This window comes from Nonomuraea sp. NPDC049378, assembly GCF_055586745.1.
In genome coordinates this window covers 1-18,892 of the sequence record NZ_JBVJHP010000016.1, presented here as the reverse complement: position 1 = coordinate 18,892, position 18,892 = coordinate 1, and the positions used below count along the sequence as shown (strand labels likewise).

At 68.6% G+C, this 18,892-nt stretch carries 11 protein-coding genes; 6 read left to right on the top strand and 5 right to left on the bottom strand.

The window, feature by feature from the left end; translation table 11 throughout:
• Positions 1 to 54: 54 nt before the first annotated feature.
• Entirely contained in the window at positions 55 to 753 is a 699-nt protein-coding gene (locus tag ACZ6SA_RS31615) for a response regulator (RefSeq protein ID WP_465832284.1), read from the bottom strand.
• On the bottom strand, positions 690 to 1,916 hold the full coding sequence (locus tag ACZ6SA_RS31610) for a sensor histidine kinase (RefSeq protein ID WP_465832282.1): 1,227 nt from the start codon (positions 1,914 to 1,916) through the stop codon (positions 690 to 692). Before ACZ6SA_RS31610 ends, ACZ6SA_RS31615 begins: the two co-directional genes overlap by 64 nt.
• Before the next feature lie 157 nt (positions 1,917 to 2,073).
• On the opposite strand from ACZ6SA_RS31610, the gene ACZ6SA_RS31605 reads away from it, so the two are divergent.
• Entirely contained in the window at positions 2,074 to 2,502 is a 429-nt protein-coding gene (locus ACZ6SA_RS31605; RefSeq protein WP_465832280.1) for a hypothetical protein, read from the top strand.
• Between the two features lie 5 nt (positions 2,503 to 2,507).
• Positions 2,508 to 3,500 carry a hypothetical protein gene (locus ACZ6SA_RS31600; RefSeq protein ID WP_465832278.1) on the top strand — a complete coding sequence of 331 codons (993 nt, stop codon included), beginning with the start codon at positions 2,508 to 2,510 and terminating at the stop codon, positions 3,498 to 3,500.
• Between the two features lie 155 nt (positions 3,501 to 3,655).
• Here ACZ6SA_RS31600 and ACZ6SA_RS31595 read toward each other — a convergent pair whose 3' ends face one another.
• The 3 genes from ACZ6SA_RS31595 to ACZ6SA_RS31585 form a co-directional block, all read right to left on the bottom strand.
• A complete protein-coding gene (locus ACZ6SA_RS31595) occupies positions 3,656 to 4,231 on the bottom strand; it encodes a hypothetical protein (protein WP_465832276.1) in 576 nt (191 codons plus the stop codon).
• A 197-nt stretch (positions 4,232 to 4,428) separates the two neighbouring features.
• Positions 4,429 to 5,781 (bottom strand): hypothetical protein, encoded by a 1,353-nt coding sequence (locus ACZ6SA_RS31590; RefSeq protein ID WP_465832274.1) that lies wholly within the window; start codon positions 5,779 to 5,781, stop codon positions 4,429 to 4,431.
• Entirely contained in the window at positions 5,778 to 6,755 is a 978-nt protein-coding gene (locus ACZ6SA_RS31585) for a DUF8189 domain-containing protein (protein WP_465832272.1), read from the bottom strand. The genes ACZ6SA_RS31590 and ACZ6SA_RS31585 overlap by 4 nt, the downstream gene beginning before the upstream one ends.
• A gap of 281 nt (positions 6,756 to 7,036) precedes the next feature.
• Between ACZ6SA_RS31585 and ACZ6SA_RS31580 the strand changes: the two genes are divergently transcribed.
• From ACZ6SA_RS31580 to ACZ6SA_RS31565, 4 genes are all read left to right on the top strand, one after another.
• Positions 7,037 to 10,288: a LamG-like jellyroll fold domain-containing protein gene (locus ACZ6SA_RS31580; protein ID WP_465832270.1), complete on the top strand. Its 3,252-nt coding sequence runs from the start codon at positions 7,037 to 7,039 to the stop codon at positions 10,286 to 10,288.
• 32 nt (positions 10,289 to 10,320) lie between these two features.
• Positions 10,321 to 16,503, top strand: coding sequence for an RHS repeat domain-containing protein (locus tag ACZ6SA_RS31575; protein ID WP_465832268.1), 6,183 nt, complete (start codon positions 10,321 to 10,323; stop codon positions 16,501 to 16,503).
• Between the two features lie 105 nt (positions 16,504 to 16,608).
• Positions 16,609 to 18,003 carry a glycoside hydrolase family 43 protein gene (locus tag ACZ6SA_RS31570; protein ID WP_465832266.1) on the top strand — a complete coding sequence of 465 codons (1,395 nt, stop codon included), beginning with the start codon at positions 16,609 to 16,611 and terminating at the stop codon, positions 18,001 to 18,003.
• A 292-nt stretch (positions 18,004 to 18,295) separates the two neighbouring features.
• Positions 18,296 to 18,796 carry a hypothetical protein gene (locus ACZ6SA_RS31565; protein ID WP_347643596.1) on the top strand — a complete coding sequence of 167 codons (501 nt, stop codon included), beginning with the start codon at positions 18,296 to 18,298 and terminating at the stop codon, positions 18,794 to 18,796.
• Positions 18,797 to 18,892: the final 96 nt, after the last annotated feature.

The following is an 18,892-nucleotide window of genomic DNA, read 5'->3' as shown; positions in this document are numbered from 1 at the left end:
CGTTTCCACGGGGATAGGGCCGCCGGCGGGCCACCACACAAGTACGGCCCGCCGTCATCCCGTTCTCCGGATGTGCCCGTTCTCCCATGCCCATGCGGCGATGCCGACCCGGCTGGTGGCGGCCACCTTTCGTTGAACGCTCGCGACATGGGTCTTCACCGTGCCGATCGAGATGAACAGCTCCGTCGCGATGTCGGTGTTACTGAGCCCTCGCGCGACCAGCCTGGCGATCTCCAGTTCGCGCTCGGTCAGAGGCGTTTCCCGCGGCTCGTCGGTGCCCGCGTGCTGACGGCGGAAGTGCTCCAGGAGCCGGACGGTGATCTGCGGGCTGATGAGTGTGTCGCCGTTCATCGCGGAGCGCACCGCCTCGATGAGAAGAGCGGGGCCGGAGCGTTTCAGCAAGAATCCGCTGGCGCCGTCCCGCAGCGCGATGTAGGCGTATTCGTCGATCTCGAACGTCGTGACGACGATCACCTTGACGGCGCCCTTGAACTCCGGCCCGGTCAGGCGCCGAGTCAGCTCAAGGCCATCGAGTGCCGGCATCCTGATGTCCGCGAGCACGACGTCGGGACGATGCTTCCGGACCGCTCTCAGCGCCTCCTCACCGTCGCCGGCCTCCGCCACGACACACATGTCGGGTTGCGCATCCAAGATCATTCTGAAGCCGATCCGGACCCGCTCGTGATCATCTACGATGAGGATTCTGGTCCCCATGACACCTTCTTCCGGGGAAGCGACGCCTTGACGTGCCATCGCGAAGGTTCGGCGAACCCCGCGGCGAACGTCCCCCCGAGCACCTCAACCCGCTCCCTCAAGGCGATCAGGCCGAATCCGTCGGAACCCGCGGTCAGCGGATTCGCCGGTTCCGACGTGTGATCGCTGATCACTTCGACGGTCACGTACGACACGGCGCCTTTCCACGCCGATGCGACCCTCACCTCGACCGTGGCGGCATCCGGCGCGTGCTTGCGGACGTTCGTCAATGCCTCCACCACGATGCGGAAGATCGTGGCCCCGACCTCCGGAGTGACGTTCTCCTCGACGCCCGGCTCCAGGTTCAGCTCCGTATGAGCGGTGCCGCTGTCGTCGAAGCGGCGCACCAGCTCTGGCAGGTCCCGGAGCTCGGCGGCCGGTCGCACACCATTCTTCTGCGCGGCGGATCCGTGGGCCGATTCGTCTTCGCCCTCGCCCCACAACGTACGCACAGTACGGTCAAGCGTCGAAAGCGCGCGCAGCGCGTCCGCTTCGATACCGCGCAACGCGACCCCTTGCTGGGCCGGATCGTCGTCCGCGACGGAGATCGCCGCCTGAGCCTGCACCAGGATGCCGCTGAGATCGTGGCCGAGGAAGTCATGGAGGTCCTTGGCCAGCTCGACGCGCTGTGACCGCCGGACCTGAATGGCCCGCCGTTCACGCACGTGATGCCGGCGGCGGCCGGTGGCACCGGCGGCCACCGCGGCGCAGGCGAGCGCCCCGCCGAACAGGGACATGCCGAGACCCTCCAGCACGGAAGCGATCTCTGTCAGCCGTAGCACGAGCACGGAGGTCGCCAGGCCGGCGAGCAGGCAGCAGACGACAGCAACCCCTGCCGGGACAAACCGGGCGGACAGGAGGATGAGGACGATCAGGCCGGCGGCCTCCGCAAGGGTGGCCACGCCCTCCGCCGATCCCGCGGGCGGAGAGTAGAGCGAGGTCAGCCCGATCGAGACCAAGGCCGCCGCGAACGTCAGCACCACCGTCGTCGTCGAACGACGGGCGTGGAAGAGAACGGCGGCCAGCACCGCCGCGCCGACGCACACACTGGCGCCAAGCGCGCTGAGCGGTTCCGTCCAGACGAACGCCGCGAGCGTGACGGCCAGCGTCACGCACACGGCTCCGGTCACCACGCCGGCTTGTGCGTGTCCGCTGCCGTTCATGCGGCGAAGTCTATGACGCGTCCACATTCGTCACCTCCGCCGCCAGTCAGAGATTTCGCCCCTCGACCGCACGTCATCTCTGCCTCCAGATGGATGCCGGCGACTCGCTCACACCGGCAGGCTCTTCCTGACCACCACCAACGACGCGGAGACTCACATGACCCACGCCGCCACTCTCAGAACCCGATCCACGACCACGAAGACCATGGGCTACCTGGCCGCCGGCATGGCCACAGCTCTCGCGACAGCACACCTGACGATCTACACGATCGGATACCTCAACACCCCGGACACGCCCATCAGCGCCTACCTGCTCGGCGGCGTCGCAATCGCGGCGATGGCGCTGGTGTTCGCGGGAGCGGCTCTCAAACTGACGCGCACCAGCGGTCCGCAGAGGTGGCGCCGGACGCTTCTCACGCTCTGCTGGACCGCCGCGCTGCTCCTGGCCTTCCAGACGCTGATGATCGCGCTTCAGACACCTGGACTGCTCATCCAACCGGCAGGGCCAGGGCCATGGTCCCTCGTCGGCGGGCCCGCCTTCGCCGTCTTCGCCTGGCGGTCACGCCGGCGCAGGCCGCGCACGTGACCGCCGTGGGCAAGCGGGGGGTCCTGTGGTGGACGGCCGCGGCGATCTGGACCGCGGCATACGGGGGTCTCGGTCTGTACTGGGCGAGGGGCGGAGCCGGATTCCCCTACGCCGAGGCCGGCGCCGCGCGCTCCGCGGGCGCCCTTCTCGTGGGACTGCCGCCCGGCGCGACAGGGGTGACGATCGCGATGATCGCCGTCGCCCTTCTGGCCCTTGCCGCACTCCGCCTGTTGCGCCGGTCCGAGACGACCATGTGGTCCGCGCGATCGGCAGGGGCGGTCGCCGCCCTCCTGCTCCTGGCCGTCCCCGACGCCCGTCTCCTCGTCGCTCTGGTCAATGTGCTGATGCTGCGCCTCGGCGACCTTCCTGCGATGGTGCCGCACCAGGTCTTCGTCCTTGCCGGCGCGTTCGCCTGGTGGCGGGCGGCACAGGCGGACCGTCCGCCGGGTGCCGGCACGCGGCCGTCCGGTCACGAACGCCGGGTGTGGCTGGCCGCCGTAGTCCTTCCGCTGTTGTACGCGGCCCGGCAGTTGACCTGGGCACTCGGAATCCATGTCGGAGTCTCGGAGGAATTCGTGCGGCCGTACACCGCTCCAGGCGCCCGTCTGACGGAGGCCGTTCTCGGCGCGATGACCGTCGCCGGCGCGCTGCTCACCCTGGGCCTGCGCCAGAAGTGGGGGAGCCGCGTGCCACGCTGGAGCCCGATCCTGCCCGGCCGGCCGGTGCCCGTGCTTCTGGTGGCGATCCCCGGCGGACTGGCAGCGATCATTCTGTCCGCCGCGGGGCTGTCGATCTATCGGGGCCTTCTGTCGATGGCGCTCGGGCTCACGCCCGCCGGGCCGAGCGCCGCCTTGGAAAACTGGGCCGTCTGGCGTCCGACACTCGCCTGGCTCCCCTGGGGGCTCGCCCTGGGCGGCGCGACCCTGCACTACCACCGCCGCAGACGCGCGACCGCGCCGCTCGGCCACCGGCATGTGCCGGGGAGTGGGCTGTCTTAATGCCGCTGGGATGGGCGGTGGAGCAGATCACCCACCCACCCCAGCGGCGCTCAGGGGACCCACCGGTGACGGCCGCCTATCCGGCCTCGCTCATCCGCACCTCGGAGAGCCGGCGGAGAGTCCGCCGAGGCCCGGCGGGAAGGTGGCCCGCTACCTCAGTCGGCGCTGCTGAACTGGTAGAACACCCACCCGTCGAGCTCCCAGCCGGGCTCCTTGGCCAGAATGCTCTCCTTGTGCTCGTCGATCGCCAACCGCCAGCGACTGTTGCTCGACAGGCGCCAGACCTTCACCTCGCCCCCGGCCTTCCGGTTGGCGGGTGCGTAGCCGAGCGTGCCGTCGTAGTGGTAGTTGCCCGTGGCGACCAGCCGATCGCGTTCCGTCTCGGTGGTCGAGACGATGTAGGAGGTCGTCTTCTTCCAACGCAGCCGGTAGAGAGGCTTGCTGCCGGCGAACGGCGTGCTCGCGATGTAGTACATCGGGGTCTTCGTGAGGCGCCAGCCGTACTGGAGGGCTGTCCGCTTCTCCCGCTCGTTGGCCGTGTAGAAGAAGCCGCCCGTCTTGGTGACGAACTCGTAGACCTTGACACGCGGTGCCGCCGTGCTCGACGTGGGCTCGCTCCCCGCCGTGGAGGCCGACGCCTGGACGGCGGTGCCGGCGGACAGCGTGGCGCTCACGGCCAGCACGAGTCCGAGAACCGCCGAACGGCGCGACCACGCGGTTGATGATGTCATGTGCAGGTATGCCTCTCGATGTGAATTGTGATGCGTTCCGGCGGCAGGAAGCCAGGCCCGCCAGTCGCGTAGGTCGCACGAGTCTCTGCCATCGGAGGGCAGAGTGACCAGGTCAAGGGCGGGGCTTTTGGCGGGCATTGCGGATGTACCCCTCGAAAGCCCGGCCGGCCGGCGCGGAGGCCTGGGCCCGCCGGTTGTCAGGTCGTGCGGCGGGTGAAGCGGTAGAGCTCCGCCTGGCCCGGTGCGAGGCTCACGCTGAACGTGCGTCCCCCGTCCCGGAGGGGCACCGGAACGTACTCCCTCACGTGTGGAATGGAGGAAGGGCTGAACACCTCCGCGGAGCTCACCTCCGGCTTGAGCGTGAACGACACGTCGGTGGTCGTGGTGTACGAGCGGTTCACCGCGAAGATCCAGCTCTGCCCGTCGTCAGTCGGCCGCTCGTACTCGCCCAGCACCATCGGCGACGACGACACCGCACTCAGCACCCGGGAACGTGCGGCGGAGAACGGCTCGGCACCGAGCGGCTGGGAGGGCCCCGTGTGGAAGACCTGCTTGCTCTGCAGGTGCTTGAGCTGCCGCCCCACCGGCTGCAGAAACGTCCGGTTGAACGTGCTCGCCGCGTCATAGAGCGGCGTCTGGCAGCCCGCCTTGTCGATCAGAGCCGTTCCGAACTCGAAGTCAGGTCTCGCGGTCGGTGTCCAGTACGTGAAGTACTTGACCCCCTTGCAGCCGTACGCGAGCCCCATGTTGATCTGCCAGGCCAGCTCGGCCGGGGTGGGCCGCTTCATGACGCCGTGGTCGACCGAGCAGACGTAGACCCACGTCGGCAGGCCGGCCCTGTTTCCGGCCTCCCGGATCAGCTTGTGGTTGAGAAAGAACGTCTGCCTGAAGGTGCCGTCCTTCAGCAACGGATAGTGGTCGAACGACACGAACGACGGCGCGATCTGCTCGACGTACCGCTCGAGATACGTCTCGTACGCCCGGTCCCAGGCCGGGTTGTACACCGGCACGAGGTTGAGGTGGCTCAGCTTGCTGGGAGCGGCCTCGGCCAGCACATCGGTGATCATGCGATAGCGCGGATAGGTGACGGGGTTGGGCTCGTCCACGATCCGGAAGCCGGCGAACGCGTTGTACTGCTGATACTCCTCCAGCACCGCACGGATCCGGTCCGCATAGCCCGGCGTGGGCACCGCGCTGCTGATGCGCTGATCGACGGCCAGCACGCGAAGGCCATGCCGGTCGGCGACCTCCAGCAGCCTGACGTTGGCGTTCTTGTTGTAGACGTCGTTGCCGCCGAGAACGAGGTTGAACCCGGCGGAGGCGATCTCGTCATAGCGCTCGTCGTTGATCTGCCGCCGCGGCGGCGGCCAGTAGAAGCCGATGGGGAACACGTCATCGGCCAGCAGGTCGGGGACGGCCGCCTGAGGCAGGATCGCGCCGACCTGAGCCGCCGAGGCGGGTGCGGCTGACAACGCGGGCGGGAGCGCCGCGGCGCCGGCGACACCGGCGGTCAGGCGGAGCAGGTCGCGGCGGGTCAGGTGCTCGGTCATCGGTTGCTCCAGGAGGCACTCGCCGGACCTGAGGTGAACGTCTGGTCACCGGTGGAGACCCATGACGTCCAGGTGCCGTTCGCCGGGACCCGGTGCCGCTCCCAGATGCGCCCGTCCGTGCCGAGCGCGAACACGTTCAGCGTGCCAGGCGCGTGCGAGACCGCGGCCGGCACGTCGGTGAAGGTCTCGCCGCCGCTGAACTGGGTCCAGCCGCCCCACCCGACCCCGAAGTCGTAGGTGTTGTGCCACACCTTCCGGTCGTCGCGGCCCACGACGAACAGCGCGAGATGCGTCGGCCCCCACGACACCGTCGCCGGGCCCGCCAGCGCCGCGAGAGTCCCGATCGGCGCCCACTCGGTCCACCCGCCCTCCGGCTTCAGGTGGATGTCGTAGATCCGATCCTGCGTGCCCTTGACGAACACGTGCAGGCGGTTGACGTCGTACGCGACCGCCGCCGGTGCGGAGCCGAAGGTCCGGTCGCCGGGTAACGCGTTCCAGCCGGTCCAGCCTGGACCGCCGAAGCGATAGGTGTTCTGGCGGACCTTGCCTTCGGTGTCCAGCGCGAACATGGCGAAGTGATCGGTCCCCCACGATGTGGGCGAGGGCGCTGAGCTGAACAATCCGGTGCCGGGCTCGGTCCAGCCGCTCCACCCGTTCAACAGCATGGGAGGCCCGCCGTTCGTGAACGACCGGTCGTAGATCTTGCCGTCGCGGCCGAGTATTCCCAGGTGCAGGATGCCGGAGTTGTGGGTGCCCACACCGACGCCCGCGGCGAGATCCCCGCGCAGGCTCTCCCAGCCGGTCCAGACGCCGGGTTTCCACCAGCGGTGGTAGAGCTGATTGTCCGGGCCGCGGGCGAAAACGTCCAACGTCGGCTCGGCGTTGGTGCGCGTCGGCGGCGCGGCAACCGGTGGCCCCGGGTCGAAATCAATGTCGGCCGGATTTCGGCATTCGGCGAGCGGCGTCACGGTCATATGCGACTCCTTGGCTATTGAACGGCAATGAACGATCGTCCCCCATCAATGGCACTGCTGCCAGGCCAGAAAGAGGGCATATAAAGGACATTAATCGGGCACTTTTGAGCAAAAGGAACAAAACTCTGGACCGAACACTCGGGCGAGAGTGAGAATTCGCTGGGCGATTCAGAAGATCGTCAATGCCCGGCCGATCCGTTCGGCATGAAACCACGCTCACTCTCCCACTCCATCCCGGCGAGGCCAAAGTGCGGGTTGTACGTCTTTCAAGTGCGGCGGCGATGGCGCTTTCCATCGTGATCATCCCCCCGAATCCGGTCGTCCAGGCGGTCACGCCACCGGCGGCACCCAAGTCCGCGCAGACGATCTCCTACGACCAGACGATCTCCCCTGAGCGGGCCGCGGCCGCCCAGGCGCGGCGCGAGAACCGGCAGGTCGAGGTCAAGTCGATGACGAACGAGACCCGCCAGGTCTTCGCCCAGCCCGACGGCACCTCCACGATGGAGGTGCACGTCCGCCCGGTACGCGTGCGCAAGGACGACCGCTGGGTCCCCGTGGACACCACGTTGCGCCTGCGTCCCGACGGCGCGGTCGAGCCCGTGGCCGCCGCCGTCGGCCTGACGTTCTCCGGCGGAGGGTCGGCCCCCCTCGCCCACCTGTCCCGCGGCGCCAAGTCGTTGGAGCTGGGCTGGAGCGGCGGGCTGCCCAAGCCCACGCTGCAGGGCGACACCGCCACCTACGCCGAGGTCATGCCGGGTGTGGACCTCCAGGTCACCGCCGACGTGGACGGCTTCTCCCACCTCCTGGTGGTCAAGTCGAGAGCCGCCGCCGCGAAGCTGACCGAGCTGGAATTCCCGCTCGCCGCCGAGGGCCTGACGCTGACGTCGGACAAGGCGGGCAACCTGAAGGCCGTCGACGAGGGCAAGGGCACGATCTTCATCGCGCCCACCCCGAAGATGTGGGACTCCAAGGGGATGACGAGCCCGCAGGCGCTCAAGGAAGGGCGCTCCCCCGAGGCGCGCGAGGCCACCATGGGCGTGGAGCTGGCCGGCGGGCGACTGCGGCTCAAGCCGGACCGCGAGATGATGACGGATCCGCAGACCGAGTTCCCCGTCTACCTGGACCCGTCCTATACCGCCGCCCGCGGCTCCTGGACCGCGGTCTGGAGCAACCATCCGAAGAGCAATTACCTGAATTCCAGCGACATCGCGAGGGTGGGCTATGTCGAGGGACAGAAGAACCGCTCGTTCTTCAACATCAACTCGGGCACGACCATCCACGGCAAGCACGTCATCAAGGCGACACTGCGCGCGTTCGAGACGTGGTCGTACTCGTGCGGGAAAAGGGCTGTCGAGGCGTGGGGAACCGGCAATGTCAATGCGAGCACCACATGGCTCAACCAGCCGCCGTGGACCCGGAAACTCGACACGGTGAGCGTGGCCAAGGGCTACGGCACGGGAGAGTGCGCGCCGGGCGGAGTGGAGTTCGACGTCACCTCGTGGTTCGCCGACGCCGCCCGTCTGAAATGGGTGCACCCCACCGTCGCCCTTAAGTCTCCCAACGAGGTGGATCCCTATTACTGGAAGAAGTTCAGAAACAACCCGGTCGTCGTCATCGACTACAACTCCTACCCCGCCGCCCCCGTGGCCGCCGACGTGTGGTCGGATCCGGGCGGCCCGTGCGTCTCGGGTGACGACCGCCCGATCATCAGCACCCCCGCGCCCAAGTTGTGGGCGAAGCTGAAGGACGACGACAGCTCGGTCCAAGGCCGTTTCGAGTGGTACGACGCCGCCGGGGTGAAGGCCGGCGAGTACGTCACCCCGCTCGGCTCCTCCGGCACGGCCTTCTCCGCCACGATCCCGCGGGCCCGGTACGCCGACGGCGAGCTGATCCGCTGGCGCGTGCGGGCCGAGGACGGCATCGCCACCAGCGAGTGGAGCCCCTGGTGCGAGGCCACCGTGGACGCCACCGCCCCCGGCCGCGAGCCCACGGTGTCCTCGCCCCAGTTCGCGGAGAACGCGTGGAGCGATGGGGTCGGCATGGCCGGCACGTTCGCGTTCGGCCCGAACGGCGTGGCCGACGTGTCCGCCTACGTCTGGGGCCTGGACTCCACGCCCACGACGGTGGCCACGCCCCGACCGGACGGCACTGCCACCGTCACGCTGACGCCGCACCACGAAGGCCCGAACGTGCTGGCCGTACGCAGCAAGGACCGCGCGGGCCAGCTCGGACCCATCCGTACCTACGTCTTCATGGTCAACCCGGGCAAACGTGCGAGCGGCCACTGGCGGATGGACGAGGGCCAGGGCACCGTGACCGCCGACGCCACCGGCGCCCACCCGGCCACGCTGCACGGCGCCACCTGGACGCCCGGTAAGACCGGCACGGGCCTCAAGCTGGCCGGCGCCTACGCGCAGACCTCCGGCCCCGTCATCGACACCAGCCGCAACTTCGCCGTCACCGCCTGGGCCCGCCTGACCGGCAACGCCGCCTCCGCCACGGCCGTCACCCAGGAAGGCGGCAGGACGGGCGCGTTCGCCCTGCAGTACACCAAGGCCGAGGACCGCTGGGCGCTGGCCATGACCGGTTCCGACACCGACGCGGCGCCGATCCGTGCCCTGTCCACCGCCGCGCCCAGACTGAACGAGTGGACGCACCTCGCCGGCGTCTACGACGGAGCAGCCCGCCAGATCTCGCTCTACGTGAACGGCCGGCTGCAGTCCACCGCCGACGTCCCGCCCTCCTGGAACGCCACGGGCCCGCTGACGATCGGCCGCGGGAAGAACGGCGGGGTGCCTTCCGACCACTGGTCCGGAGACCTCGACGAGGTGCGGGTCTACGGCCGTGTCATCTTCGCCGCTGAAGTCGCCGAACTGGTCACCAGCGCCGTCACCCTGGTGGGCCACTGGAAGCTGGACGAGGAGTCCGGCAGGTCGGCCGCCGACTCCTCGGGACGAGCCACCGCGCTGGGCCTGGACGGGATCTCCACCTGGACGCCCGGCTGGCTGGACGGAGCCCTGGCGTTCGATGGCTTCAGCGGCCAGGCCCACGCCGCCGCGCCCGCGGTCAACACCGCTACCAGCTTCACCGTCGCCGCATGGACCCAGCTCGACTATCTGCCCTCCCGCGACAAGGCGTTCGTGTCGCAGCCGGGCGACAGAGCCGCCGGGTTCCAGCTCGGATTCGACAAGGAGCATACGCGGTGGGCCTTCGCCATGGCCCCCACCGACACCGACACCGCCGTGCCCGTCGGGGCCCGTTCCGGCCCCGTCCCCAACTCGATGGAGTGGACCCACATCACCGGCGTGTACGACGCGCTGGCCGGTGAGCTGCGCATCTATGTCAACGGGCGCCTGTCCACCGGCACCGTCACCAAGCACGTGAGCGCCTGGAACGCCACTGGCCTGCTGCACTTGGGACGCACCAAGGCGGCGGGTGGGTTCACCGGCTACTGGCCGGGGACCGTGGACGACGTCCGCACCTATGACGGCGTTCTGACCGACGAGCAGATCATCCAACTCGCCGCCCAATAGTCCCGACCAGCATTTCCGAGAGAAGAAGGCTCATGGAATCATGGGATGAGTTAGAGCTGCCCGAATCCCGCTGGAATGGTTTCCAGCGATCCGACGCCCCCGACGAACCCGACATTCCCTCTCCCTCCTGGAACCGCTCCTGGAAGGTCAAGCCCGAGTCTCCCTGGCCGCGCAGGCTGGCGGGCGTCCTGTCGATCGTCCTGATCGTGCCTCTGGTGAACGCCATGCCGGCGTACGCCGCACCCCGCGAGGCCCCGGCCACGCAGCAGGAAGTACCGGTCACGGGCAAGAAGGTCCCGGTGCGCCCGCCGCTGGCGAATCCGGTGCAGAAGCACGCGTGGAAGGCGCCACCCGGCGTGGCCTGGCCCAAACCGCAGAAGGTGGAGCTGGGCACGGCGAGCACGCCGCCTGAGGGCTTCCCGGTACGGCTGGCCCCGGAGCGGGCCGCGAAGGCGGCGGCCGAGCCGGTGGGCGTCGAGCTACTGGAGACCGACCGTCTCGGCCTGGCGATGCGGGTCTCACCAGGGCAGGAAGCCACGAAGACGCGGAAGACCCGGCTGGAGATCGACTACTCCGGTTTCCGTTACGCCTATGGCGGTGACTACGGCGCCCGCCTGCGCTTGGTCAAGGTGCGGGACTGCGCGCTCAAGGACGCCACCCTCGCGAACTGCCCGCAGTCGGAGCCGGTCTCGTCCAGCAACGACGCCGGGAAGGGCACGCTGACCGCCGAGGTCGAGACGGGTGCGGTCTATGCGTTGGCCGCGGCTCCCTCGGGTCAGTCCGGCGACCACTCGGCCACCTCTCTCGCGCCGTCGTCGGCGTGGAGCGTCGGCACGCAGACCGGCGACTTCTCTTGGAGCTACGACATGCGTACGCCGCCCGCGCTGGGCGGCGAGGAGCCGGAGCTCTCCCTCGCCTACTCCTCGCAGAGCGTGGACGGCCGTACCGCCTCCACCAACAACCAGGCGTCCTGGGCCGGTGACGGCTTCGAGCTGAACCCCAGCGGCTACATCGAGCGCCGCTTCAAGTCGTGCATGATCGACGGCAAGAAGACCGGCGACCTGTGCTGGGACCAGGACAACGCCACGATGTCGCTGGGCAACTCCTCCGTCGAGCTGGTCAAGGACGCCACCACCAAGCAGTGGCGGCCCAAGCGCGACGACGGCACCCGGATCGAGGCACTCACCGGCGCCGCCAACGGCGACAACAACGGTGAGCACTGGCGGGTCACCGCACTGGACGGCACGCAGTACACCTTCGGCCTGAACCGGCTGCCCGGCTGGACGACCGGCAAGCCGGAAACGAAGTCGGTGCAGAACGTGCCGGTGTTCGGCAACAACAGCGGGGAGCCCTGCTACTCCAGTACTCCGGCCAACGCGTGGTGCCAGCAGGCGTATCGGTGGAACCTGGACTACGCGGTGGACACGCACGGCAACGCCACCACGTACTGGTACACGCAGGAGAAGAACTACTACGGCCGTAACATGAAGCCCGAGCTGGGCACCGTGTACGACCGGGCCGCGTACCTCAACCGGATCGACTACGGCTACCTGTCCAGCGAGCTGTTCACCAAGTCGCCCGCCGCGCAGGTGGTCTTCGACGTGGCCGAGCGCTGCCTGCCCAGCGGCACCGTGACCTGCGCACCCGACCAGTTGAAGAAGGAGACCGCCAGCCACTGGCCGGACGTTCCGTTCGACCAGATCTGCAACTCGGGCGTGAAGTGCACCGACCGGCTGGCGCCGACGTTCTTCAGCCGCAAGCGGCTGACCAAGGTCAGCAGTCAGATTCTCAAGACGGCCGGCGGTTACGGCCCGGTGGACTCCTGGGAGCTGACCCATCAGTTCCCCGCCCCAGGTGACGGCCTCAGCCCGGCGCTGTGGCTGGCGTCCATCCAGCAGACCGGTCACGTGGGCGGCACGATCGCACTGCCCAAGACCACGTTCGCCGGCGTCCAGTTGGCCAACCGGGTGGACGCGAAAGAGGGCCGCGCCCCGCTGTACAAGTGGCGTGTGCAATCCGTCCGCGAAGGGTCCGGCGGCGAGTTGCGGGTCAAGTACCAGACCGCCGAGTGCAAGCCCGATGCGCTGCCCGTCGCCGACGACAACGCCAAGCTGTGCTTCCCGCAGCGCTGGTCACCGCCGGACGAGGAAGAGGTCAGCGACTGGTTCCACAAGTACGTGGTGGCCCAGACGCTGCAGGTGGACCTCGTCGCCGGCTCGCCCAACGTGGAGACCAACTATGAGTACCTGGAGGGCGCGGCCTGGCACTACGCCGACAACATCCTGGTCAAGCCGGAGCACCGCACGTGGGCGGACTTCCGCGGCTTCGGCCGGGTCCGGGTGCGCGAGGGCGACGGCCAGGACACCAAGCGCACGCTGACCGAGTTCCGTTACTTCCGCGGCATGCACGGCGACAGGAAGGCCGACGGCTCCAAGCGCAGCGCGCAGGTCGAGGACTCCGAGGGCGTCAAGCTGGACGACCTCGACCAGTACTCCGGCTTCGAGCGGGAGGAGATCCTCTTCGACGGCGACGGCGGGTCCATCGTGACCGCCACCGCCGAGAAGCCGTGGTCGGTCAAGACGGCCGAGTCCACGCAGGGCGGCGTGACCAAGGCCGCACACATCGTCGAGGCCGACTCCATGGTCACCCGGACCGCCCTGGCGGGCGGCAAGTGGCGGCGCACCGGCGAGAACCGCCTGTACGACAGCGCGGGCATGCTCACCTGGGTCGAGGAGAAGGGCGACCTCGCCTCGACCGATGACGACCAGTGCACCCACATGTTCTACGCCCGCAACGACACGGCCTGGATGCTCGACTACCCCAGCCGTATCCAGAAGGTCGCGGCGAACTGCGGCACCGCGGTCTCCACGCTGGCCGCCGGCGAGATCATCTCCGACGAGAAGGTGCAGTACGACGGTCAACCGGTCGGCGAGGCGCCCCGCAAGGGCGACGTGACCGCCGTGCAGCAGGTCGTCTCCGGTGACGGGCAGACGATCACCGACAGCACGCACACGTACGACGTCTACGGCCGCGAGACCAGCAAGTCCGATGCGGTCGGCACCACGTCCACGATCGCCTACAGCCCGGCCACGGGCGCCCTGGCGACCGAGGTCACCGAGACCAATCACCTCGGCCACCGCCTGCGCACGATCCTGGAGCCGGCGTGGGGTGAGCCCATCGCCCAGATCGACGCGAACAACCGCCGCGTCGACATGGAGCACGACGCCCTGGGCCGCCTGGTCAAAGTCTGGCAGCCGGACCGCAGCAAGGCGGCCGGCCAGTCGCCCAGCACGGAGTACTCCTACACCGTGCGGTCCGACGGACCCAGCGTGGTCACCACCAAGACGCTGCTCACCGACACGACCTACATCACCAGCCACGAGCTGTACGACGGCCTGATGCGCGAGCGCCAGACTCAGGAGCCCGCGCCCAGGGACGAGCAGACCCAGGACCCGGCCCTGCGCGACGGCCGTACGATCACCGACACCTTCTACAACTCCCAGGGCGAGCAGTTCAAGCAGAACACCGGCTACTTCGCCGCCGGAGCCCCCTCCACCGAGCTGCTGCCGAAGCCGGCCGACACCGACGTTCCCACCCAGGTGGAGTCCTTCTTCGACGGCACCGGTGAGGTGGCGTCCCAGGCGCTCACATCAAAGGGAGTGAAGAAGCTCGAGGTCTCGGTCAAGCGGGAGGGCGACCGGATCCACGTGACCCCGCCCGCCGGCGGCACGGCGACCACCCGCATCGGCGACGCGCAGGACCGGCTGATCGAACTGCGCCAGTACAAGGGCGCGACGCCGACCGGCGAGTACGACTCCACCAAGTACACCTATGACCCCGCGGGCCGCCTGGCCACGGTGACCGACCCGGCCGGGAACGTCTGGCGCCACCACTACGACCTGCGCGGACGGGAGATCAGGACCGAGGACCCGGACAGGGGCGTCACGACCACCACGTACAACGACGCCGACGAGGTCGTCTCCACCACCGACGCGCGGGGCAAGACGCTCTGGTACGGCTACGACGCCCTCGGGCGCAAGACGCAGCTACGCGACGGGGCGGAGACCGGCACGCTGCTGGCCGAGTGGAAGTACGACGCGCTGGCCAAGGGGCACATGAACGCCAGCATCCGGTACGCGGGCGGGCAGGCATACAAGGCGGAGATCAACGCCGTCGACGCCGACTACCGCGCACTCCGCCAGACGGTGACCATCCCGGCACGGGAGGGCAAGCTGGCGGGCTCCTACCTGCTCAACACCCGCTACACGCTCGATGACCAGGTGCAGTCCGTGAGCTTCCCGGCCGCGGGCGGGCTGGCCGAGGAGCAGGTCGCCTACAGCTACGACGCGCTCGGCCAGCCGACCAAGGTCGCCGGCCTGTCGGCGTACGTCAGCGCGGCCCGCTACTCCAAGCTCGGTGAGACCCTCCAGTACGAGCTGGGCGAGGGCGACAGGAAGACCTGGCTCACCTACACCCACGACGAGGGCACCCGCCGCCTGACCGGTGTGCGCCTGGACCGGGCAGGTGCCACCGCCAGCGATCTGGACCTCCGTTACAGCTACGACGAGGTCGGCAACATCACCAAGATCGCCGACAGGGCGAGCGGCCAGGACACGCAGTGCTTCAAGCACGACCACCTGCGCCGCCTGACCTCGGCGTGGACGGCCACCGACGACTGCGCCAGCGGCACCCCGCAGTCGGACAAGATCGGCGGCGTGGCCCCGTACGCGGTCAGCTACGCCTACGACGTCACCGGCAACCGGACCAAGGAGACCAAGCACGCCTGGGGCGGCGGAAGCGAACAAGTACGGAACTACGCCTATCCGGCGGCGGGCGGCAAGCAGCCGCACGCGCTGCAGAGCGTCGGCGCGGACCTGTTCGCCTACGACGCGGCGGGCAACACGACCAGGCGCAAGGTCGGCACGTCCGACCAGAGCCTGGTGTGGGACGCCGAGGGCAACCTGGAGTCGGTGACCGAGGCCGGAAAGACGACCTCGTTCCTCTACAGCGCCGACGGCGACCGCCTGCTCCGCAGGACGCCGACCGACGCCACCCTCTACATCGACGACATGGAGTTGCGCTTCGACTACGCCAAGGACGTCGTCGAGCAGACCCGCTACTACACCATCGACAACCAGCCCATCGCGGTGCGCGCCCCGGACAACCAGGTGTACTTCCTGGCCAACGACCACCAGGGCACCGCACAGGCCGCGGTGAACGCCGGCACGGGTGACGTGGCGATACGGAGACAGACACCGTTCGGCGAGGATCGCGGCGCCCCACCGCCGTGGTGGCCCGGCCAGCGCGGCTTCGTCGGCGGCACCCAGGACACCGAGATCGGCCTCGTCCACCTCGGCGCCCGCGAGTACGACCCCAAGCTCGGCCGCTTCATCTCGGTCGACCCGATCATCGACGAGGGCGATCCGCAGCAGCTCAACGCCTACGCCTACGCCAACAACAGCCCGGTCAGCGCGAGCGACCCCGACGGCCAGCTCGTCTGGTTCATCGTGGGCGCCGTGGTCAGGGTCGGGGCCCGCTGGGTCGCCAAGAGGATAGCCAACGCCGCCGCCAGGCGGGCCAAGGCCCGCCAAGAGGCGCAGCGGCGGGCGGCCGCCGAGCGAGCGAGGCTCCGCAGGGCCGCTGAAGCCAGAAGAAGGGCGTTGGAAGCGGCCGCCAAGAGGGCTCGCGCGGCGGCGCGGCGGCGCGCCATCGCGGACGCCATCAAGAAGGCGGTGGCGAACGCGTACAAGGCGGCCGCTGCGCGGGCCAGGCGGCGGGCCGCCCAGCCCAGGGCAATCGCCAAGGGGCGACCCGCGGTCCGGCCGGCACCCAGCAGGCGAGCCGGCAAACCTCCGGTCCGCGCCCGTCGAGAACCCCCAGCAAAACGCCCGACCAGCCACCGCGCAAGACATCGGCCGTCACCGCCAAAGGCCCAACGCCAACCCGTGACCCAGCCACAGCCGGGGCGTCAGCCACTCAGCATCATCATCAACGGCCGCCGCGTCACCGAAGGCCGGCGAACTCCCTCATGGGCTGGCATACAAGGTAAGAATCCGAGCCTCCACATCGCGAAGGAACTGGGGAAGGACGAGGCCGAGGGACTGGGTTACCGGGCTTATACCGTCGTGAACGCCATCGACGACGTGCGCCAGAACGAGGGGCGGATCTCGATCTTCGTCGAGTTCATCAAGGACCTATTCGGCCTCAACGGCTGATCATCGGCGCGGAGCCCGTCGGGCTCCGCGCCGATGGCGTGTCCCGGCACGACGCTCACACCGATCACCAGAAAACTCGCCCGGCAGAATGGAGCAAAGACCCCGATGCCCCGCCTATCACTGTGGTGTGCTCTCGCGGCCATCGCCCTGAGCATGCTGGTCGGACCTGCCTCGGCAACCGCCGCCCAGCTCACGCTGACGTACCGGAACCCGGTCAACGCAAGCGCCGACCCCAGCCTCATGTACCACCACGGCAACTACTACGTGGCCACCACCCGCGGCGACCGGATCGGCATCTGGAAGTCGCCCAGCCTGGCCACCCTGCTGGCCGCCCCCGAGCAGGTGGTCTGGCGCGACAGCGATCCGAGCCGCAACAAGCAGATGTGGGCGCCGGCCTTCCGTCACGTGGGCTCGCGCTGGTACATCTACTACACCGCCTCCGACGGGGTCGGCGCCAACCACCGCATGTACGTCCTTGAGTCGGCCGGTGACGACCCGATGGGCCCGTACGCGTTCAAGGCCAGGATCGCCGACTTCGGCGAGTACGCGATCGACGGCGAGCCGATCACCCACAACGGGCAGCAGTACTTCGTCTGGAGCGGGCCGGGACGCGGCATGACCGGCCCCCAGCAGCTCTACATCGCCCGCATGAGCAACCCCTGGACGGTCACCGGCGGCCGGGTCGCGATCCCGGCGAACGGCGGCTGCACCGAGGTGCGCGAGGGCCCGACCCCGCTCTACCGCAACGGCCGGACGTTCCTGACCTACTCCACCTGCGACACCGGCAAGCCCGACTACCAGCTCTGGATGAAGAGCATCGCCAACGGCGCCGACCCGATGGTGGCCGCCAACTGGAGGCAGCACGCCGGGCCGGTGTTCGCCCGCCACGACGCCGGCGGCGTGTGGGGGCCGGGACACCACTCGTTCTTCCGCTCGCCCGACGGCACCGAAGACTGGATCGCCTACCACGCCAAGAACACCAGCACCTACACGTACTCCTTCCGCACCACCCGCGTGCAGGAGTTCACCTGGAACGCCGACGGCACCCCGAACTTCGGCCGCCCGCGCGGCGCCGGCGCCACCCGGGCGCTGCCCTCGGGGGACCCGGGTGCCACCACCTCGGTGATCAACGACACCGACCCGCAGGTCACGTACGCGGGCACGTGGAAGTCCGGGTCCGCCTGCGGCATCCAGTGCTTCTGGGGCAATGACCACTGGAGCGGCCAGGCGGGCGCCACCGCCACCATCCAGTTCACCGGCACCCAGATCGCGCTGCTGAGCGTACGCGACGTGGGCAACGGCATCGCCGCGATCTCCATCGACGGCGGTCCCGAGCAACGCGTCGACTACTACAGCGGCATCCGGGTCGGCGAACACCTCAACTACAAGAGCCCGGTCCTGCCCGCCGGGCCCCACACACTGCGCGTGCGCGTCACGGGCGACAGGAATCCCGCCTCGAGCAACACTGTGATCAGCATGGACAGGATCGAGGTGTACTAGGACCTGCATCGAAGTTCGGATCTTCAGGTGGGGGCGCAGGCTCCGGATCCACACGATGGCACCGCGCAGGCAGAGACCAGCAAGGTGGCTTTCGGGCGTTGTGTCGAACCGGAAGGCCGGCCCCCACTCTCGGCTCGGCGCGCGAAAAGAGGTTATCGGTCAAGTTGCGCCGGGCTTTGCCATGTCCTTATGCAACACCTCAAAATTGTCCGGATCTCGCCCTGGAAATGGTCACTTCCACTGAAGATACTGACGATGTTCATCGCGTACATCCCGAAAGACAGGAGGAGAAGTGACCGGCTTATCACGTTTCACGGCCTGGCGGCGCGTCGTCAGTGCTCTCGTACTTCCACTGGTAGTGCTGGTGGGCATGACAATCGCGCCCGCAGCCGCATACAGCGCGGCCGATACTCCGGAGTTTTCCTATAAATCCCAGCAGGACGAGGTCTCGGCGAACGAGACCTGCACGGGCTGGTGGGCGCTGGTGAATTCTGATGGCAGGACGGTCGGAAAGACCACCTGGTGCAACGACGGGCCGAACCAGAATCACTTCATCATCTGCGATTTGTGGGGTGACCCCTACAGCCCGGCCATCGTCGTCGACCCGGAGGGCGCGGGCCCTCCTGATGTGATCGTCTATTACGACGAGAATGGCGCGAACGACGAAAGCTGCTTCCGGCACAACATCGGCTACCAGGTTCGTAAATGGGCCAGAGGATGGACGAGACACGACAATCCGCAAGGTAGCGCTTATATCAAGCTACCTTGGATGAGCCCCGCGGGACCGTTCTAGTGAATGCTTTTCATCCAGCCTCACGGAGCTGAAGGACGAGGATCGCTTTGACGAGCTGACCTGCGAGAAGTGGGCAGCAGCGGAGTTTGCGCAGGA

What these genes read in the sequence shown, in the direction of transcription:
- ACZ6SA_RS31615 (WP_465832284.1), bottom strand. Translation starts at nt 753, where the DNA reads ATGGCACGTCAAGGCGTCGCTTCCCCGGAAGAAGGTGTCATGGGGACC.
- ACZ6SA_RS31610 (WP_465832282.1), bottom strand. Translation starts at nt 1,916, where the DNA reads ATGAACGGCAGCGGACACGCACAAGCCGGCGTGGTGACCGGAGCCGTG.
- ACZ6SA_RS31605 (WP_465832280.1), top strand. Translation starts at nt 2,074, where the DNA reads ATGACCCACGCCGCCACTCTCAGAACCCGATCCACGACCACGAAGACC.
- ACZ6SA_RS31595 (WP_465832276.1), bottom strand. Translation starts at nt 4,231, where the DNA reads ATGACATCATCAACCGCGTGGTCGCGCCGTTCGGCGGTTCTCGGACTC.
- ACZ6SA_RS31590 (WP_465832274.1), bottom strand. Translation starts at nt 5,781, where the DNA reads ATGACCGAGCACCTGACCCGCCGCGACCTGCTCCGCCTGACCGCCGGT.
- ACZ6SA_RS31585 (WP_465832272.1), bottom strand. Translation starts at nt 6,755, where the DNA reads ATGACCGTGACGCCGCTCGCCGAATGCCGAAATCCGGCCGACATTGAT.
- ACZ6SA_RS31580 (WP_465832270.1), top strand. Translation starts at nt 7,037, where the DNA reads ATGGCGCTTTCCATCGTGATCATCCCCCCGAATCCGGTCGTCCAGGCG.
- ACZ6SA_RS31575 (WP_465832268.1), top strand. Translation starts at nt 10,321, where the DNA reads ATGGAATCATGGGATGAGTTAGAGCTGCCCGAATCCCGCTGGAATGGT.
- ACZ6SA_RS31570 (WP_465832266.1), top strand. Translation starts at nt 16,609, where the DNA reads ATGCCCCGCCTATCACTGTGGTGTGCTCTCGCGGCCATCGCCCTGAGC.